The following is a 20861-nucleotide window of genomic DNA, read 5'->3' on the forward strand; positions in this document are numbered from 1 at the left end:
AATGATGGTTCAATTCAAAATAATAGAACACGAATTCCACGAATTCCACGAATTTTCACGAATATGATTCTGCTTTCTGACAAATTAATCCGTTTCAATCCGCGAAGCAATCCGTCAGCCGACGGATCCGCGTTCCTTTTTGGACAGCCAGCGCCCCAAGGTGGAGTCTCTAACACATTTTGCATTTTACAATTTGCAATTTTCATTTTGCATTAAAAAAAGAAACACCGGAGAACATGACTAACTCCGGTGCACATCTGTCGCCAAACAAGCAAAGGCAACTTCTGAAAAAGTATCTTGTATTAGTTATAGGCAAAAGTGATAAAGTAAGTACCAGTGTAATTTCCGACCGGGTTATCATTCATGGATCCAACAACAAGGGTTGCACCTACTTTACTTCAAGTGTACCCCCTATTAGTACTCCCGCTCCTATGCCGGGGCTGGGTTGGATTGCCAATCTTTAACGATCATGGTTTTTGTACCTGTACTATTGGTGAGTAATGATTGTCCGGAAGGTAAGCTGATGCTGAAAGTAGCCTGGTCCTCACCTGTGATGATAAAGCTTCCATTGCTATGTCCCCCTCCGCTTAGCACGACGCTGCCATTAACGGATCTCATACCCTGGGGCGAAAGATGAATTTCACCTCCATTGGTTTCCGGGGAGAACTTCCCGAAGCTTAGTTGCGAATTCTCCGTAGCTGTCAGGGCTGCAATCACCTCAGCAAACATGCTGGCTGCTACTCCCGCCTGGGCCTGAACCCGGATTCCAACTATGGTAAGTAGGAGTGTTATGGTGATATATTGGAGAATGAATTTCATTGAATGTATGGAGTAATTATTTGTATGTAAATCTTTAGTTATTGATCAGGGAATTGATTTTACAATTGCTGTTTGCCGATGAATTGACAATGCTGCTGAAGTGAATAGTGAAAATCCAGTGATTACTTTTTTAAAGCGTAGATACAAGGAGAACCTTGTATCTACAGGGGTTTTTGGTTGTTATATCTTAGTTGTAGTTAACGGTCACGAATAAGCTTGATTCGTTGGTGTAAGTTCCTGCAGCTTGAGCAGCGCCTACATTCAGGGTAGCTCCTACTTTTACTTCCTGGCTGCCATTGTTCAGGGCGCCTGTGTTGGAAGGGGTGCTTACAAAGTTTTCAACGGTCATTGTACCTGATGGACTGGTCAATGTGATGGCTGAAGAAGGTAAAGTGATAGAGTATGTGCTGTTGCCTTCACCGGTTACTGTGAATGAAGCGGCTGAAACAGTTCCTGTTACTACGGGGAGGGTAACTCCACCGGTCTTTGTGCGTGCTCCTGAAGTTGGGAGAACAACGGTACCGCCTAATGTTGGACTAACGGCGATGTTACCGAAATTCATATCTACATCTTTTCAATGGCGATTGGGGTGATGATGGTTGCTGTGGTTGATGCGGTTGCGGTTACCTGAGCGAAAGAAGTGGCAGTGAATCCGAGAACGATGATAGCGAGGGCGAGTAAGTTTTTCATTGGAGTAGAGTTTTTACGAGTTAGGAAAGATGAGAGAGTTTGTGAGTGTGCAACTATCTGTTCCAAAGTCGTGCCAAAGAGCAAAAATGAATGAAAAATGAAAAATGCAAAATGAAAAAATTAAAATGAAAATTAGGTAATTACTTAAATAACAACTATTTAAATAATTATAAATATTTTGAAAAATATTATTGGATATACTCGTTTGAATAAAAATCTGTGAGGGTGGGATGTAAGATTTTCTACCTACATGTAAAATAATTTACATGCCTTCGATGGGAAATTGGAAGTTAAGAGGTAATAATTGGACCACGAATCCGCCGGCTGGCGGACGAATAAAGGGTGCATACATGTAAATTTATCCGTTTCAATCCGCGAAGTAATCCGTCAGCCGACGGATCCGCGTGCCATTTGGACTGCCAGCGCATTTTGCAGATTGAATTTTTTATCCATTTATGCTTAAGAATATTTTAAGAGTTGATTCTCTTTAATGTAATTAGTAAATACAAAGGGGAACATTATTAACACAAATGACTCAAACGCTGTCACGGCAGTTGAATGAACACAAATATGTAATAGGTGAGTTAAGCTAAAGTGGTAAAATTAACCTTGAAACTCTAAAAGCATATTTTTTTCATTTTTCATTTTGCACTTTTCATTTTGCACTTTGCTTTTTGGGTTTTTTATCCACAAATGCCTATAATCCGTCGATTGACGGAGAAATTTTCACGAATAAATAGTGTTTACTTTCTAATCAAGGAATTGATGGAGTTTCGAGAAAAGTTCATCCCGTCTGATAGGCTTTGGGATATAATCATTACATCCGGAAGCTATGCATGTTTCTCTGTCACCACTGAGAGAATAGGCTGTAACTGCAATAATCGGAATATCAGGACGGGAGGATTTAATAATTTTTGTGGCTTCCAGGCCATTGAGAAATGGCATATTAATATCCATGAGGATCAGGTCAACCTTTTCAGTGCTTTTGCACAGATCCACAGCTTCCTGACCATTGGCAGCGCGTATAAGCCTGGCATTGGTTTTGGAAAGCAACCTTTCCATATATACATAATTAATGTCATCGTCTTCAGCAACCAGGAGGGTAAATGAGCTGAAGTCCTCATCAGGCAGGCTGGTTACTGCTTTTGGTTTTGCAGCAGTTTCCAATGGAAGATAAGGAATATGAAAATTGAAGGTAGATCCTTTACCAGGTGTTGATTTTACCCATATTTTCCCTCCCAGGAATTCAATGAAAGCTTTAGCAATGGCAAGGCCAAGACCGGAGCCCCCATATTTTCGGGTATAAGAATCCTCAAGTTGTCGGAATCTTTCAAAGATTATTTCCTGATTTTCAGGAGATATTCCAATGCCCGTATCTTTTACATAAAACTCAATGATGGAATCCTTGAGATTATAACCAAGTTCAATGCTTCCTTTATCGCAGAATTTGATTGCATTCTCCACCAGGTTACCAATGATTTGCTTCAATTTCATGTCATCAAAATTGATCATTGAAGACTCATCATTCATTCCAGGGTTGCAAGTAAATTTCAACTTCTTGTTTTTAGCTGAAGGTTGAAACTCAAGGACTAACTCCCTCAGCATTGCATTAAGGTTGAAAGCTATTGGGTTATCCTTAATCTGGCTGGTGGCTATCTTGGAAATCTCCACAATATCATTCATTATTTTTAGAAGTTGCTGCGAACTCTTGCTGATAATTTTAACATATTCCGGTTTCTCTTTTTCCGGGTAATCAGGTGATAGTAAAAGGTCAGCATATCCCATGATTGCATTCATAGGTGTTCGCACTTCATGACTCATATTGGCAAGAAATGAAGTTTTCAATTTGTCACTTTCTTCAGCTTTTTCTTTAGCTTTCAACAACTCTTGTTCCCCTTTTTTTCTCTCAGTCATATCCAGTACCATCCCAATAATCTGGTTCCCTTCAAGGATAGCATTTACCACAACGTTTCTGGTATGTTTTTTTAGTGTGAGTAACTCAACCTCAAAATTCAGGATTTTTCCATAATGTAGAAGGTCTTCAATCAGTTTCTGCCTTTGTTCCGGGAATTTATAGATCGTATCGATGTGTATTCCAAGTAGTTCGGATATTGAATTGCTTTCCAGAATTTTACAGAGTGGTTCATTTACCTGTAGAAACTTGCCTTCAAATGAGGCTGAATATATTCCGATTATAGCATTATCAACAAGTTGCCTGTATTTTCTTTCAGAGGCTTCAATAGTTATTTCAGCAATTTTCCGTTCAGTAATATCCTGTTTAATGGCTACAAATTGTGTGATTAAGCCATCACTATTATACACTGGAGTAATTGTGTTTTCTTCATTATAAAACTTCCCATCCTTTCTCCTGTTGATTAATTCACCTTGCCATACATTACCATTGAGGATGGTTTCCCAAAGATCTTTGTAGAAGTCCTGTTCATGAATTCCGGATTTCACTAATTCCTTGGGGTTTTTCCCTATTGATTCTTCAGCAGAATATCCTGTGAGCTTTGTATAGGCAGGATTGACTGAAAGAATTTGACCATTGATGTCAGTGATTACAATTGCATTTGCTGCTGAGTTGAGTGCTGTACCCTGAAGTTTAAGTAATTTTTCTGAATTCTCCCTCTCAGTAATGTCACGGATAAAACCTCCGATACCTATTTTCCCTTTCTTCAAAAAGACCGGGAATTTTCTTGATTCATAAACTCTGTCACCGATTCTTTCGGTTGAGATTACCAGTTTATTTTGTTCAATGGCCTGAAGGTCTGATGCTCTGCAACTAATTGCGTTTGTTTCTGGCATGAGTTCGGCATCAGTTTTTCCAACAATATCTGATTCATGTCTGCCAAAAAATTCCTGGTTGGCTTTATTAACAAGTATGTATTTGAGTGATTCGTCTTTCAAAAAAGCCAAATCATCAGTTGAATTCATAAATGTTCTATACCTGGCTTCACTTTGCTTAAGTTCAACCTGGGTTTTTTCGTTGGAGATTCTAATTTCTTTTTGAATGAGTGCTTCCCTTACTGCAAATGGAAGCCTTTTCATTTTATCCTTCAGGACATAATCAGTAGCACCTGCTTTTATGCAGGCAACAGCAGTTTCCTCATTAATTGAGCCGGTGAACAGGATTACTGGAATCCCGGGTGCATGTGCTAAGGTTATTTTTAATGCTTCAAGCCCATCGAAAGTAGGCATTGAATAATCAGAAATAATAATATCCGGATCAAAATGAAGCAGTTGATGGAGGAAATCCTCCCTGGTTTCAACCCTGATCCATGTGATATTAAAGTTTTCTTTTTGAAGCTCACGAAGCGCAAGCTCCATATCTACTTCAATATCTTCAACAAAAAGTATTCGAATAGAGTCGGACTTCATATCTAATACCCCAACATTAAATTATACCAGGACACATTCGCAGTAAGATCCTACAATTAATCGAAGGAATACGTAAAGGTCATCGTCCTTTAACAGGCTATTTTATGCTAAATCTGGTAATATTGTCATTTTCAATCTTCCCGGATAGGGGTCATATTGAATCCAAGCCAATATCTTCCAATTTCTGCTACAGCCTCCATAAAATGATCAAAAGCAACAGGTTTTACCATGTAACTATTAGATCCAAGAGTATAACACTCCAAAATGTCTTTTTCTTCAGCAGAAGAAGAAAAAATTACGACTGGAATCAATTTTGTTTTATCAGATGACCTGATCGTTTTCAAAATTTCAAACCCATCAATTTTTGGTAGTTTAAGATCCAGAAGTATTAGTTTTGGTAATGTAAACTGGTTAACGGCAGATAAATCTCCAAGTTTTTTCAGGTAAACCAATGCTTCTTCTCCATCAGCAATATGTTCAATTGAGAAAGAAGGATTGTTTTTGAGTAAAGCCCTCATTGCCAATTCAGCATCATTCAAGTTATCCTCAATTAAGAGAATATCTAATTTGCTCATAATTCAAATGTTTGATAAAATTTCTCTTCCAAAGGGTTAAAGTTACAAAAATCATTCACTTATGGGTTTATTAGGTAAAGAAAAGTAAAAAGTAGCACCCTTCCCAAGTTCACCGGTGGCCCAGGTTTTTCCATTATGGCGATTTATAATTCTTCTCACTATTGCCAGCCCAACCCCGGTACCTTCAAATTCGGAGGCTTTATGTAGCCGTTGAAATACGCCAAAGAGTTTATGTGTAAATTCCGGATTGAAACCTACTCCATTATCTTTGACAGAATAGGTTGTCATGAAACCATCTTTATAGCAGGAGATTTCAATTTTTCGATCCTCTTTAGGCTTGGTATATTTAATAGCATTAGAAATCAGGTTAACCCAAACTTGTTTTACAAGGTTGGTATCTCCGTTTCCATTCAGTAACTTGGGGATGGTAAATTCAATATTCAAATCACCCATTGTTTGAGAAAATTCATTAATGATTCCTTTAACCATTAAATTCATATCAATCTGGCTGTGTTTGATCTCAAACCTGGAAATTCGCGAAAGGGACAATAAATCAGTGATAAGCTGATCCATTTTCAGGGTATTGTCCCTGATTACTTTTAATATCCGATGGCCTTCATTATCGAATAACTGTTCATATTCGTCCTGAAGTATCTTTGAGAATCCTTCAATGGCTCTTAGTGGCGAACGAAGGTCATGAGAGACTGAATAGGAAAAAGCTTCCATTTCATGCATAGCTGCCTCAAGATCGGAAGTTCGCTCTGCTACTCTTTGTTCCAATTGAGCATTTAGCTGATAGATCTCTTCCTCAGCCTGTTTCCTGTCGGTGATATCCCTTATGGATTCTATACTTCCAATTCTGAGTCCGTTTACATCAAATAAGGGGGCCCCAATATTTGACAGGTAAGCACCTTTGCCGCCATAAAGATTAGGTGCAAAAATTTCAGCATGTAATGTATTTCCTTTTTTATAGATATTATGATATTTTTGTCTGAGTTCATGTTCATCAGAATCCAGGAAATCGAGAAGTTGCTTTTGCTTCTTACCATAAAACGGGATCGTATAATGGTGATCCCCTTTTCCTATCATCCCTGCTTTACTGATTCCTGTCATCTCTTCTATGGCTTTATTCCAGGCAATGACTTTTTTCTCATTATCGATTACGAAGGTTGCATCAGGCAGAAAATCAATGATATCCATAAGCTGCTGACGGGAAGACCGTAATGCCTCTTCAGCCAGTTTTCTCTCTGTGATATCAGTGATCATAGCAGCGAATTTCCTGGGTTCTGGAGAAAACGCCATCACATGATAGTACTTATTCAGAGAGGCTGCATAATCTTCGAAATTCAGTGGATTTCCTGAAATAGCCACCTTCCCGAAGTTATTTATCCACGAAGGTTCTATTGATGGAAGTACATCAAGCACTGTTTTCCCCACAATCTCACTTGCTTTTAATCCTGTCATCTTTTCAAAGGCCGGGTTCGCATCGAGGAAGCGATAATTGACAGGAGTATCATTTTCATCACAAATGATTTCATGTAAAGAAAAGCCTTCAAGCATCTCATTGAAAAGAGATCTATAGCGTTTTTCACTTCTTTGGATGGCTATTTCAGCAAGGCGGCGTTCTGTGATGTCATCCAGGGTAGTAAATACCTGGAACGGCTGTTTCTCGCCAGGATGGAATTGAGGGACAGCATCTATCTTAATCCACACTATTTGTTCTATCTGAGGATTAAAGATTCCCATAATTTTGTTTTTCACCGGCTTGCCAGTCTTCAATGCCTGCATCGAAGGATGCTCTTCACCGGGATAGGGTGATCCATCTTCATGGATACTTTTCCACATTGGAGAAGTGGACTCTTTGCCTTTCATTTGTTCGGTAGATAATCCCAATAACCTTTCTGCAGCTTTATTGCATGAGAGAATACGGCCTGTGGCATCCTGGTATACAACACCCTGAGCCATTGTTTCATAGAGTGTACGGTGTTTTTCTTCACTTAACCGTAATGCAAGATCTGTTTGTTTCCTTTCACTTATATCCCTTCCAATCCCTATCAGGCCCATAGCTTTACCATGATCATCAAGAAGTGGAATTTTGGATGTAAGCAACCATCTTTGGATACCCTCATTATCAATAAAATCCTCTTCCTTATTAAACAGAGGTTTCTTTGATTTCAGAACCTTTAAATCATCCCGCAATCCTCTTCCCCCAATCTCGGGCCCGAGTAGCTCAATGTCATCTTTCCCGATAACTTCTGATTCTGACTTAAACCCCATGACCTTTAAATCAGCACGATTGGCGAGGACTTTCCTTGCCTGATTGTCTTTTACATAAATAGTGTCCGGAAGATTATCAATCAATGTCCTGAGTAATAATCTTTCCCGCTGCACTTCTTCTTCTGCCAGTTTCCGATCTGTAATATCTACCACAGATATGATACCGGCAGGTTTCCCTTTGAAAATCAGGGAACTTCCGGTGAGGAAGACCCATTTTCTAATCCCATGTTTAGTGATGATCTGGAATTCATAGGAGGCGTCCGGTATTTGTCCTTTTTGCCTGTTCCTTCCCAGGTTTCTAATCTCATTTCTGAATTCAGGAGCAACAATTTCCCAGAATTTTATAGTATGAAGTTCTTCAGCACTATATTCACAGATTCTTTCACCCGACGCATTGGTATATACCCAGACATCATCCTGGTATATCATAATAGCATAAGGAGACGATTCAGCAAGGGTCCTGAATTTATCTTCACTCTCTTTTACCGCTTCTTCTGCTAGTTTACGCTGGGTAATATTTTCATGAGTAATAACAGCCCCTCCATTTTCTGATGACAAAGGAGTAACATACATAGAGAACCATTTCTTTTCCTGAACCGAATGGCAAGGGTATTCAGTTTCATATTTTCCTATCCTGCCATTAATTACATCCTTGATTCCCTGCTGTATTTCAATTAAACCAGAGTCTCCTTCCTGAATAGCTTTCTTAATGACTTCAAGGTAATTGACATTTTCAATACTACCCATGAAGGTATTTATCCCATTTTCCAGTCCGAAATGACGCCAGGGTTCATTAACAGAAATAATCATTCCATCAGAATCCAAAACAGCTACATGTGCATGAAGTGAATTTAGGACAGCCCTGGTGAGTCCTTCACTTTCTCTCAAAGCTTGTTCCGATTTTTTACGTTCAGTGATGTCCCTGAAAACACCATGCATGACTTTTCTGCCTTTCAGATTGATCACACTGGCAGATATTTCAACCGGGATTTCCAATCCGTTAGCACGGGTTATCAGGTTTTCAGTTGGATTCATCTCACCGGCTGATTGATATCTGCTTGATTTTACGTTGAAATTACCAACTGAAAAGTCGTGGAATCGCTTAGGATGCAGGCTGGTAAAGTGTTTACCAATTATTTCTTTTTCCTCTTTGCCTATGAGTTGAGTGGCTGCAGAATTCACTTCAACAATTATACCTGTCTCAACATCAGCAAGAATTATAGCATCGGGCGACGAATTGAATAACGACCTGAACCGGGTTTCACTCTCATTCAATGCTTCTCTTGCCAGTTTATCGGCAGTGATATCTCTTGATATCCCTTCAATGGCAATCAGATTGCCTACTGTATTATAGATGGGTACAATACGGCTCTCCATCCATTTATAGCCACCCGCTTTGATATTCCAACGAAGAAGGATCGGCTCCTTAGGGACTACTTTTTCTAATAAAAGTTGAATTAGTTTGGGCTTATCTTCTGGATATATTTTGTCGAGTATTTCTCTCTCTCCAGTCTCAAATTCACTTTGAGAAAAACCTGTTGTTGCTTTGATACTTGGACTGATATAAGAAACCTTAATTTCCGGGTTTAACTCGAGCCGGAATATGATATCCACTGCATTATCAGTAAGTCTGCGATATTTTTCTTCACTTCTTAACAGAGCCAACTGAGCTTCTTTTTGTTCAGAAATATCAATAAATGAGCCCATAAGCCCGATGATATTTCCATGTGAATCTACAATGTTGGTGGTGAGGAACCAAACAGGAAATGCTGTGCCATCTTTCTTTTCAGCCATCATTTCCCCTGAACAATGACCAAGGGTAAGTGCTTTTTGTATGGAATCAGTAAGTTCTTCCGGTGATTTCCAAAAGTTCATGGCAGGTTTTCCAAGCAGTTCTTCAGCAGAGTCATACCCCCACATTTGTACCAAAGCAGGGTTTACATAGGTCAACAGACCATCCAGATTGGTCATGCCAATGCCTGAACTCGCTGAATTTAATGCAGCATCTTTTACAAGGAGTGCCTCTTCAGATTTTTTCCTCTCCGAAATATCTGTATGCGTTCCTACCATACGGAGTGGTTTCCCGTCAGGACTCCACTGCAGGACTTTTCCCCTGTCGAGAATCCATTTGTAACTTCCATCCTTGCATAAAAGCCGGTGTTCAGTTAAATAGCTGGCTGTTTCACCTTTCAAATGCCGGTCTATTTCTTTAATAACAGCGTCTTTATCTTCAGGGTGTAACAGTTTTGACCAGGCATTAACATCTTCACTGATATCATTGGGTTCATAACCCAGCATCTCTTTCCAGCGATTTGAATAATAAACGGTGTTGTTTGAAACATCCCAGTCCCACATACCGTCATTACTGCCTTCAACAGCAAAAGCCCATCGTTCCTCACTTTCAAGTATAGCTTGTTGAGCCGCTTTCCGTTCCGAAATGTCCCTGACAATATTCATTAATGCCATCCTGTTATTATAAAGAATTGGAATAATGAACAATTCGACATCAATCAGATGACCATCTTTATGTATAATCTTAGTTTCAGTATTAACAAAGCCTTTAGTGAGCAACAGGTTTCTTCTTTTTTCCAGCAACTCTGGCCCGACATTTACCTCAAAATCGACGACGGAAGAGGCTAAAAATTCTTCTCTTGAGCAGCCAATCATAGCTGCTGCAGCTTCATTAACTTCTACGAAAGTGCTGAGTGTTTCATCCGGATTTACATAAAAAATGGAGATTCCATCCTTATTGGCTTCAAAAAGACCCTTGTATTTTGATTCACTTTCTTTAAGTGCTTGTTCAGCCTGCCAACGCTGGGTTATATCATACATATTGATAACCAGTCCATTGATGGAAGGATCGGTCAATTTATTGGCGGCTACACATTCAAGGTAATGCCATGATCCATCCTGATGGAGATTGCGAAATACAGCATTAACTGGTATATCTGGTGATTCAATTAATTGATGAATTTTATCACGAACCATTGGCAAATCGTCTTCATGAATAAATTCAAAGCCATTTTCGCCGATCCTATCCTTAATATCTCTTCCTGTAATCCTGCTATATGCGGGGCTTTCATATAAAATAGTGGCATTCTGGTCGATTACAATGATGGCATCTGAACTGTTTTCAATCAAAGCCCTGAATCGTTTTTCACTATTATGTAAGGCATCTTCAGCCTGTTTCCTTTCATTTATATCCCTGAAATTGATAACGATAGCCTCGACGCTTGGTTCTGATAACAGATTCCGCATCGTGCTTTCAATCCAACGCCAACTGCCATCTTTATGTTGAAACCGATATTGGATGGTGGGTATGAATGAGGGGTCAATCATTAAATGTTGGAGGGCTTCCAACACCATGGGTAAGTCTTCAGGATGAGTAAGTGAATCAGGATGGAAATTGGTTATTTCCGATTCTTCATACCCAAATATTCTCATGGCTGAGGGACTGGCATATACAAAACGGCCATCAGCTTTAACCAAAGCAATACCATCAGGGGCTTTTTCAATCAGATTCAGATAGTGATCATGAGTACTCTGAAGGATGGCCTGCGACTTTTTTTGTTCTGTGATATTATGTAAGGCAAGGATCAGGTGCAACTTCCGGTTCAGAATTATAGGCTCAATACTATAACGAAACCAGACGGATTTGCCCCCATTAGCTTGTTCTTGTAATAACTCTGATTCCCTGTCACGAATTACAATTTGTCTTTCAAGGGCTTCCAGAATTGAGTTATTTATGTTACAAGCTTTACATTCCGGGTTGTGGCCACAGCCGGCATCAGTTGAATTTCGGTTTATACAACCCAGGAATTCTCCACAAGGCATATTTAGCATTTCATTTAGGCGGATACCGAAAATCTCTGCTGCAGCTTCATTGGCTTGTGTTATTTTTTGATCTTCATCAAGGATAATCATACCAACAGGTGATGAAGATAAAATGGATTGCAGGTTATCACGCTCTACCTGCAATTTCTCTTCAGCCAAAAGGCGCTGAATGGCTATTGAAGCCTGGCTGACAAGTGTTTCAAGTAAATTCACATGGGTTAATGGCGCATCTTCCTTCAACATGATCACAACACCTCCATAGGCCTGTGTGTCATTACTGAATCCAATTGAGTAAAGTACCTTAATTCCCAGGAGTTTTTCGATTGATCGGGCTACTTTTCTACTGATTTGGCTGGCCGAGACAGTATAGATGATATCTTTTGTAATCCGTGAAAAGGCCAATCGCTTAAATAGTTGCAATTCAACTTCCGACATTTTATTGATCGGAGCGTTAAAGTGATTTGGGTCAATACCCAGGAGTTTTTTGATCATATCCAGAATTTTCCCAAAACCAAAAACTCCCGCAATCTGGACATAATTTTCTGATTCATCAATCGAAGAAACCACTACATAGGATTCACCTACTACCTTATGAATACATGACCCAATGTATTCATAGATATCTTTTCGATTCTTCATCGAAATCAGGTTACCTGCAACTTCAGCAAGAAATTTTTGCTCTTGCAGGTGACGGCTAATTTCTTCCTGCTCAATCCTGCGTTCAGTGATATCCCTTATAATGGCCAGTGATTCTGACTCTGAAAGGAGGATGAAACGGCATTCGAAGGTTTTTAATTCATCACCGATTTTCAGATTATATTCGAAATCTATTTGCTTTCGGACCAGGAATACTTCTTCAAGCTTGTTGTTCAGTAGCTTTGAAAGCTCCGGCGGAAATACCTCCTTCAATTTTTTCCCGATGAAATTTTCAGGGATGGTAAAAAGTAATTTGATATCATTTGCTCTGTAATTAAGGATTTTCCCCTCTCTGCTTATATGAAACAATAAGTCTGGTACAGCTTCAACAATGGCACGATTCTCAACTTCACTTTTCCTGAGTGATTCTTCTACTTCTCTCCTTTCTAATTCTCCGGCGGCTCTGATTGCTACCATTTTGAGAATGGTTTGCGCCAGGTGAGGATTTGATAAAGGATTCCTGTCGATCAGAGCCAGAAGCCCGATAGGATTGCCTGTTGAGGACCAAAGCGTAGTGCCAATATAGCTTTCTGCTTTCATTTCCTGAAGAACCTTGTCTTTTGGGTACAAGTCCTTGACTTTTTCCGGGATACAACACACAGTCTTTTCAACAACATCGCCACAAGGAGTATCTTTTAATGAATAAGTGAGATTGTCCTCAAAAACACCACTATAGAAAACGGCAATGGTTGTTGCCATTTTCATATTTTCTGAAAGTTTGTCAATACAGACATATTCCATATCCAGGATTGAAGACAGAAATTTTGCCAAAGACTGGAAGAATTCTTCCTGTTTCGAATTCCATCCGGAATGAATGAGAAATAGTTGAACCTCTTCTATTTTCTTTCTTTCAGTAATATCTTCAATAGCACCATAGAGATTGCATTTTCCAGGTTCCTGTTCCAGTTTAACACATTCAGCTGAGGCAGTAATCCAGATAATTCTACCATCTTTTCGTTTCATCCTTAAATCACATTTATCCGATGATCCGGGACTAACTTCAAGAATGTGCTTTTTAAAAATCGGGATGTCCTCATCAATAATCAGATGTCCCCAACAAGAGAAATTCTGGAATTCTGCTTCTGTGTAACCTGTAAGTTTTTCAACAGGCCCATATACCCAATCTAACGAAAATTCATTTTTTTCATTTGTGACACAGGAATAGGATAAATCTGAAATACTGGAAGAAATATGCCTGAAGCGCATTTCACTCTTCCTCAACTCCATTTCAGTCGTTTTTTGTTCAGTGATATCAATCAGGTTCCCAACCACTTTGATAATAGTATCACCGCTTTTCACAATTTTGCCAATGGTTCTTATCCAATGCTGTGTTCCATGAGCATCGATTAAAGTAACTTCAAGGTCAAAAGGGGTGCCATCTTTACGGAGTGAATTGAATGCATTTCTGATAACTTCCTGGTCAGAATCGGAATAATAGCTAAGTACAGATTGAAGGGTAGGTATATATTCATCTTTAAAAAGACCATGAATCAGATACATCTCATCCGTCCAGGTAAGCTGTTCTGTCCTTAGATCATATTCCCACCCTCCAGTATTTGAAAGCTCTTCAGTAACAGAAAGAATTTGTTGTTGCTGCTGTAAAAGAAGAGTCTTTTGCCTTCTGTTATCCTCGTTACCTATCGCATTCGAAATCAATTCTATCAAACGAAGATCATCTTCACTAAAATCTATATCATCCTGGTAGACAACACAAAGGGAACCAATCGCTTTCCCTTCGCATCTGACAACATGCCCACAATAGGTTTTAAGGGCATACGCTTTCACGTTAGGATCAGAGGTATTGTACGATGTATCAGGCAGATTCTTAACTATGATGGAGTTTTCAAGATTATTTCTGATGACATCAAAACAAATATGTCCTTCAGGAGCATCCCTTTCAATGAAATCTTTCGGTGTATTCCATTTACCTGCAGAGAATAATTTCCCATCTTCCAGGCGGTTATAAAGTGCACAGGTAGCTCCTAGTAATTCCCCACAAATTGAGGTCAGGCTATTGATATTTGCATCATGATCTGTACCTAAAGTGGTAATGCAATCAATCACACTTTGGATTCTTGTCCTTTGTTTCTGTAATTCTTGTTCTGTGTTCTTTTGAATGGTGATATCTTCAATCATGCTAAGAAAGTACAGGAAATCACCGTTATCAGAATTTATAATACTAACTTTTATCTTTCCCCAAAGGATTGATTCATCTTTACGCAGATATCTTTTTTCTGTTTGATATTCAGTTATTTCATTTTTTAACAGTTTTTGCAAATTATAAACATCTTGCTCTATATGATCTGGATGTGTAATATGTTTAAATGTTATACCTAATAACTCTTGCTTTTTATATCCAAGCATTGAGCAGAATTGCTGGTTTACATCAATAAATTTCCCGTCTGCTCCAGCCATTATAATTCCAAATGGACCTTCTTCAAAAATCTTCCGAAAACGAGTGTGGTTGTCGGAGTTGACTTTTTCAATATTGTTTGCCTTTTTACTCATAACCGGAGAATATGCAGGTTTGGATTGAAGTTTTTACTCTAATGTTTGAACAAGGATTCTTTTGAAAGTGGCATTCAATTCTGTGAATGATTCAAATGAAAGAATTGGCTTGAATGTGCTTTGTAATAGTACATTTCGGGTTCAGCTAAGCACTGATTTCCAGAACCTTCTTTTTGCTTGTAAACAGAAATATATTGCTTGCAACTCACTATTGATTGTTGAACTATGATCAAATATACATTAAATGTAGGGTTTTAGTATTTACAATGATCGATGGAAAAAAAATGATTTCAATTTTTTTTCATCACTTATAAAGGGCTTTTATTCCAGTCCTGTTAGATTTGAACTTGTATTGAAGAGTGTTATTCCAAAATTTTGGCTATGTTTTGAGGGAAGTATTTAGCCTGATTTTGTTATTTTGAGCTTTAGCCATAATTTCCTGAAGCCTACGGTTTGTAGTATTTTGAGTTTAAGTTCAATATAGAAGTAAAGCTGATATTGTTCGATCTCGCACTGAAAACCTCGGTATTTCAAAACCCCAATTCTCTCCCCGGAAACTTCTCCCCCGCAGATTAAAATTCAAAAGCCTGGAATTCATTCGAATTCCAGGCTTTCATCAATTTTGTGGAGCTGCCGGGAGTCGAACCCGGGTCCAAACAGTCAGCAAAATCGCTTTCTACATGCTTAGCCTTCAGTTGATTGTCGGGAGCCGGCCGGCAAAAAGCCGCCCAACCGGTTCCGTATTCCTTTTGGTTTTCGAATTGTCACCAGGACCTTAACAACCTTATCCTTCCATTTTTGATGCCCGGGTGCGGGACGCCGGAGGGCAGGGCTTCCCGTGGGGCAATCGGCAGGTTAATACTTGTGATTAAGCGGCCAATGCGTAGTTGTAATCGTTGCCATTTATGTGGCTTGAGCATTTGGTTTTAACGGGCCATCTACTCAAAGTCCCGGCATGCTTACCATCCCACTGTCACTGCTGTCAAAACCGGTCAGCCCCGATCGTGGATTGTGACTACAAAGGTAGTCCCAAATTCTATTAGCAAAAACAATCATTCCTGGAATAATGAAGGAAGAATCTTCCTTAACAAGAACTTTAATAAAGCAGGCGAATCATTATCCCCTGAATGGACGGGCATATTTTGTTACATCTTCAGCAGAAATAACCGGTCCGCACAAAATGGCCATTCTTTCAATAATGTTTCTTAGTTCCCTGATATTACCGGTGAACTGGATCTTTTTAACTCTTCAAGTGCATCCTCCATAAAGATTGCAGGCGTCTTTCCCTCGTTTTCTGCAATGGTTTGCATGAAATGATTGGCTAATAAAGGGATATCATCCGCCCGGTCGTTCAGTGATGGAACATGTATCAGGATTACACTTAACCGATGGTATAAATCTTCCCTGAAGGTTTTGTTTTGTACTTCTTCCAGCAGGTTTTTATTGGTGGCGGCAATAACTCTTACATTGACCGGGATTTCCTTCTCTCCGCCAACCCGCATAATCTTATTTTCCTGCAAGGCTCTTAAAACTTTTGCTTGTGCCGAAAGGCTCATATCTCCGATTTCATCCAGGAAAAGGGTGCCATCATTTGCCTGCTCAAAATCTCCTTTTCGTTGTTTGATGGCAGAAGTAAAGGATCCCTTTTCATGCCCGAATAACACACTTTCAATCAATTCAGAAGGAATGGCGGCACAATTCACTTCAACAAAAGGACCTTCTGCACGATTGCTCTTTTCATGCAGCCATCGGGCTACAAGTTCTTTTCCGGTACCACTTTGGCCGGTAATAAGAACACGGGCATCAGTAGGGGCTACTCTTTCTATAATATCTTTAATCGCACTAATAGCAGGTGCTTCTCCTATCATTTCCCACTGCTTGCTTACTTTCCTTTTCAATGCCTTTGTCTCAGTAACTAGTCTGGATTTGTCCAACGCATTTCTAAGGGTTATAAGCAGCCTGTTAAGATCCAATGGCTTGGAAATATAATCATAAGCCCCTTTCCTGATAGAATCTACAGCTGTTTCAATGGTACCATGACCAGAAATCATTACCACCGGGACTTCTGAAATCCGGAGTATTTGTTCCAGGACTTCAATTCCATCCATCTGTGGCATTTTTATATCGCAGAGGACAACATCATAAGTTTCCTTTGTAAATTGCTCTAACCCGGAAAGACCATCAACAGCTTCATCTACCTGGTAATTTTCATATTCCAGTATTTCCCGGAGTGTACTCCGAATGGCTCGTTCATCGTCTATTACTAAAATTCTCGACATACTGGTTTATTTAATCGTATTATTAAGGTATGATTATTTTGCAAAACTCTTTTTAGAACAGGATTTTTAAGCAAAACCTTTACTCTGGTATAATGATGATATTTTGGGCTTCATACCAGTTTAACCTCTATATCTCATCCATTTCCATAACTCCCTGTAATTCACTTTCTTGCCATACATCAAGATACCGGTTCTATAAATTTTTGATGCAACCCAGGTGGTAAAGAGGAAACCGGCAACCAGAAGAACCATGGAAAGTGCAATTTGCCATCCTGGAACTCCAAAGGGTATCCTTACCATCATGATAACAGGTGAGGTGAAAGGTATCATTGAAAGCCAGAAAGCAAGCGAACCATTAGGATCATTTACTATTGATTGTGCAACTACCATGGCAAAGATGAGAGGGGACAGTTATCAGCAACATAAAATTGTTGTGTATCTGTTTCATTATCCACAGCAGATCCTATAGCTGCAAACAGTGCCCCATAAAGAAGATAACCACCAATGAAGAAAAAGATAAATGAGGTGATCAGCAAAGTGAAGGGGATTGTGGCAAGTGCCTCAAGTACAACGTTACTCGCCTGGGACTGAGAATCTGCATTAATCACGTCTGCCGGAACCTGGCCATTGGTTTGGAGATCAGAGGTTACCGGAACCTGGATTTGTTGTTTAGGCTTAAATTGATCAGGGAATGCCTGCTGCACACCAGCAATCAGGATGCCTGTAAATAAAATCCAAAGCAGGAATTGTGTTAATCCAACCATAGCTACTCCGATGATTTTTCCCATCATCAATTGAAAGGGTTTCACTGAGGAAACTATGACTTCTACTATTCGGTTGGTTTTCTCTTCGATTACACCCCGCATCACCTGTGCTCCAAACATGAAGATAAACATGTATATCAGGATGGAGAATACAAGTCCGGTAATCATATATGCTTCAGTATAGCTTTTCTGTTCTGTACCACCTTCTGATAATTTGATAGAAGTTAATTCTACATCAGAGCGAATATTTTCAGAATAGTTTCACTCATGAGGTCTTCACGCGTGGTATCCCTATCACTCTCATGCTGGGGTGATAATTTGATCATCTCCTTTCGGATCTCAGCAGCGAGTTTATGTTTCTCAATCTCCCGGTTCATCACATTGGAGATGTAACCTTTCAGGTTTAAAGTGGGTGGATTATCGGAATAAAGGATAGCCTTGGCCGGCACCGATAATTGGGTTGATGGAATATACAGCAGGGCTTCTCCCGACGATTTTTGAAGATTCTGTTTTGCGTCTTCAAGGCTTAAAGCGATAGGAAGAAAAGTGTAATTATCTGTATTCTCAAATTTTGAAGCAAACCAACCGGTCTCATCGATCACCTGTATCTGCCTTTGTTCATCCTGTTGTGTGGCAAGATATACCGGAAGGATGAAAATTAATGCCATGAGTATGGGGCCGAGTATAGTCATGACAATAAAGGAACGTTTCCTGACACGGGTCAGGTACTCTCTCTGGATAATCAGCGAAATCTTATTCATAGCTTAACTTAGATCAGGATTCAAGGATTGAATTGGCATTCACCGCATTTTCTGCATTTACTTCTGAAATAAAGATATCATTCATTGAAGGAATCACTTCAGAGAAATAGGCAATCTGAAGGTGGGGGAGGAGTTTGCCTAATAGCACGCCCGAATCAGTCCCTTTGGGTATTTTAATCAATGCTTCATGCAATCCATCAGATTGGGAGGCTTCAAGCAGTTCAAATCCCGGCATTAACAATGGTTTAAGCTCCTGAGTCGGATTCCTGTAGTGAATTCTGTATGTATCATTAAAATGCTGCCTGCGGATCTCTTTTACATTTCCATCCAGGATTTTGTTTGACTTGTTGATTAGAACAATATCGTCACAGAGTTCTTCTACCGAAGCCATATTATGGGTAGAAAAGATGATAGTGGACCCTTTTCTTCTCAGTTCAAGGATTTCATCCCTTAACAGGTTGACATTTATTGGATCAAAACCACTGAAAGGCTCATCAAAGATTAATAATTTCGGCTCATGCACAACAGTTACTATGAATTGAACCTTTTGTTGCATACCCTTAGAGAGTTCCTCCACTTTCTTATTCCACCAGGCTTGAATTTCAAATTTTTCAAACCAGTATTTCAGTCTCTTAACTGCATCATTCCTGCTAAGCCCTTTTAATTGAGCAAGGTAAATCGCCTGTTCTCCAACTCCCATCTTCTTATATAAACCACGTTCTTCAGGAAGGTAGCCGATTTCAGCAATGTCATCGGGATGTAATTTATGCCCGGAATAAAACACTTCGCCTTCATCAGGTCCGGTAATCTGGTTTATGATGCGGATTAAGGTTGTTTTCCCTGCACCATTAGGCCCAAGGAGTCCGAAAATCGCCTGATCGTTGACTTCAAGGCTTACTCCATTCAATGCAGTAAAATCCCCGAATCGTTTGGTCACTTTGTTGGCAGTCAGAATTGCCATAGTTTTTACGTTAAAGTGGTTGAAAGGTACTTTTTATTAATTGAATGAAAAGATGCAACAGATGATCATGAAGGTGATGCTTTGTTTATATGCTCATGTCTAAAGTAACAGCTATATTGTTACTGGTCTTGAGATAAATTTGGCTTATGCTAACTTACATATTCCTCTCACTGGAAATATTCTCTCATTCTATCGAAAAAGCTTTTATCCTTGCTCCCCGGAGCGGGTTTAAAGTTTTCACTGGATTGCAGGTTTTCAAGGATTTCTTTTTCTTGCCTGCTGAGACTTTTTGGTGTCCATACATTGATGGTGATCAAAAGATCGCCTTTACCATATGAATTTAAAGCAGGTAAGCCTTTACTTTTTAATCGGAGTAACCGACCGGCTTGTGTACCAGGTTCAATTTTTATTCGTGCTTTACCTTCAAGGGTTGGGATATCAACTGAAGTTCCAAGGGCTGCATCAGGGAAACTGAGGTAAAGATCATACATCAGATTATTGCCATCACGTTGTAAAAAATCGTGCGGGGCTTCCTCAATCTGAATGATCATATCACCCGGTACGCCTCCCCTGGCCGCGGCATTACCCTTTCCACTCACCGAGAGTTGGATGCCTTCTGATACACCTGCAGGAATATTTACCGGGATTACCTCTTCACCCTTTATAACTCCATTCCCTGCACAATGAACACATTTATGCTGAATGGTCTGACCTTCTCCTCCACAAGCAGGGCAGGTAGAACTGGTCTGCATCTGGCCAAGAAAAGTATTGGTAACCCTGGTTACTTGTCCGGTCCCACGGCATGTTGAGCAAGTGCTGTAAGCCGAACCATGCTCAGCACCTGTTCCTTTGCAATGCGTACAACCAACATATTTACTGACTTTGAGCTTTTTTTCAACACCGGTATTAATTTCTTCCAGGGTTAGACGAACTTTCACCCTTAGATTTGATCCCCTGTTGACCCTTCGCTGGCGTTGTCCTCCACTAAATCCCCCGAAAGATCCTCCGAAAGCACCTCCGAAAATATCTCCAAAATGGCTGAAGATATCGTCCATACTCATACCGCCACCAAATCCACCACCTCCGTTTTTAACCCCATCATGACCAAACTGATCATATCGGCTTTTTTTCTCAGGATCGCTAAGCACTTCATAAGCTTCAGCGGCTTCTTTGAATTTATCCTCAGCTTCTTTATTGTTCGGGTTTTTGTCCGGATGATACTTCAATGCCATCTGCCTGTAAGCTTTTTTTAGCTCTGCTTCATTAGCATCCCGGTTCACTCCTAGGATTTCATAAAAATCTCTTTTGGCCATCTA

7 protein-coding genes, 1 other RNA gene and 3 pseudogenes are annotated in these 20861 nt (G+C 39.7%); 1 reads left to right on the forward strand and 10 read right to left on the reverse strand.

Annotation, left to right across the window (positions count from 1 at the left end):
• Nucleotides 1-236 precede the first annotated feature (236 nt).
• Nucleotides 237-464, forward strand: a complete 228-nt coding sequence (locus tag IPH84_09750) for a hypothetical protein (GenBank protein ID MBK7173502.1) — start codon at nucleotides 237-239, stop codon at nucleotides 462-464.
• Here the strand turns inward: IPH84_09750 and IPH84_09755 are convergent.
• The 10 genes and pseudogenes from IPH84_09755 to dnaJ all read right to left on the reverse strand — a co-directional run bounded on the left by IPH84_09755 (nucleotide 430) and on the right by dnaJ (nucleotide 20858).
• Nucleotides 430-819, reverse strand: coding sequence for a DUF4402 domain-containing protein (locus tag IPH84_09755; GenBank protein MBK7173503.1), 390 nt, complete (start codon nucleotides 817-819; stop codon nucleotides 430-432). The genes IPH84_09750 and IPH84_09755 overlap by 35 nt on opposite strands.
• A gap of 187 nt (nucleotides 820-1006) precedes the next feature.
• Nucleotides 1007-1509: pseudogene (locus tag IPH84_09760) on the reverse strand (DUF4402 domain-containing protein).
• A 750-nt stretch (nucleotides 1510-2259) separates the two neighbouring features.
• On the reverse strand, nucleotides 2260-4890 hold the full coding sequence (locus IPH84_09765) for a response regulator (protein ID MBK7173504.1): 2631 nt from the start codon (nucleotides 4888-4890) through the stop codon (nucleotides 2260-2262).
• Between the two features lie 131 nt (nucleotides 4891-5021).
• Nucleotides 5022-5465 (reverse strand): response regulator, encoded by a 444-nt coding sequence (locus IPH84_09770; protein ID MBK7173505.1) that lies wholly within the window; start codon nucleotides 5463-5465, stop codon nucleotides 5022-5024.
• 51 nt (nucleotides 5466-5516) lie between these two features.
• Nucleotides 5517-14780, reverse strand: coding sequence for a PAS domain S-box protein (locus IPH84_09775; GenBank protein MBK7173506.1), 9264 nt, complete (start codon nucleotides 14778-14780; stop codon nucleotides 5517-5519).
• Between the two features lie 622 nt (nucleotides 14781-15402).
• Nucleotides 15403-15780, reverse strand: a transfer-messenger RNA (tmRNA) gene (gene ssrA, locus IPH84_09780).
• Nucleotides 15781-15896: 116 nt separating this feature from the next.
• Nucleotides 15897-17059: pseudogene (locus IPH84_09785) on the reverse strand (sigma-54-dependent Fis family transcriptional regulator).
• Nucleotides 17060-17179: 120 nt separating this feature from the next.
• Nucleotides 17180-18584: pseudogene (locus IPH84_09790) on the reverse strand (ABC transporter permease).
• A 13-nt stretch (nucleotides 18585-18597) separates the two neighbouring features.
• Nucleotides 18598-19545 carry an ATP-binding cassette domain-containing protein gene (locus tag IPH84_09795; GenBank protein ID MBK7173507.1) on the reverse strand — a complete coding sequence of 316 codons (948 nt, stop codon included), beginning with the start codon at nucleotides 19543-19545 and terminating at the stop codon, nucleotides 18598-18600.
• A 167-nt stretch (nucleotides 19546-19712) separates the two neighbouring features.
• Nucleotides 19713-20858 carry a molecular chaperone DnaJ gene (dnaJ, locus tag IPH84_09800; GenBank protein ID MBK7173508.1) on the reverse strand — a complete coding sequence of 382 codons (1146 nt, stop codon included), beginning with the start codon at nucleotides 20856-20858 and terminating at the stop codon, nucleotides 19713-19715.
• Nucleotides 20859-20861: the final 3 nt, after the last annotated feature.

It is taken from the genome of Bacteroidales bacterium, from assembly GCA_016707785.1.
In the GTDB taxonomy this organism is placed as follows: Bacteria; Bacteroidota; Bacteroidia; order Bacteroidales; family UBA4417; genus UBA4417.

What these genes read in the sequence shown, in the direction of transcription:
- IPH84_09765 (MBK7173504.1), bottom strand. Translation starts at nt 4,890, where the DNA reads ATGAAGTCCGACTCTATTCGAATACTTTTTGTTGAAGATATTGAAGTA.
- IPH84_09795 (MBK7173507.1), bottom strand. Translation starts at nt 19,545, where the DNA reads ATGGCAATTCTGACTGCCAACAAAGTGACCAAACGATTCGGGGATTTT.
- IPH84_09750 (MBK7173502.1), top strand. Translation starts at nt 237, where the DNA reads ATGACTAACTCCGGTGCACATCTGTCGCCAAACAAGCAAAGGCAACTT.
- IPH84_09775 (MBK7173506.1), bottom strand. Translation starts at nt 14,780, where the DNA reads ATGAGTAAAAAGGCAAACAATATTGAAAAAGTCAACTCCGACAACCAC.
- IPH84_09770 (MBK7173505.1), bottom strand. Translation starts at nt 5,465, where the DNA reads ATGAGCAAATTAGATATTCTCTTAATTGAGGATAACTTGAATGATGCT.
- dnaJ (MBK7173508.1), bottom strand. Translation starts at nt 20,858, where the DNA reads ATGGCCAAAAGAGATTTTTATGAAATCCTAGGAGTGAACCGGGATGCT.
- IPH84_09755 (MBK7173503.1), bottom strand. Translation starts at nt 819, where the DNA reads ATGAAATTCATTCTCCAATATATCACCATAACACTCCTACTTACCATA.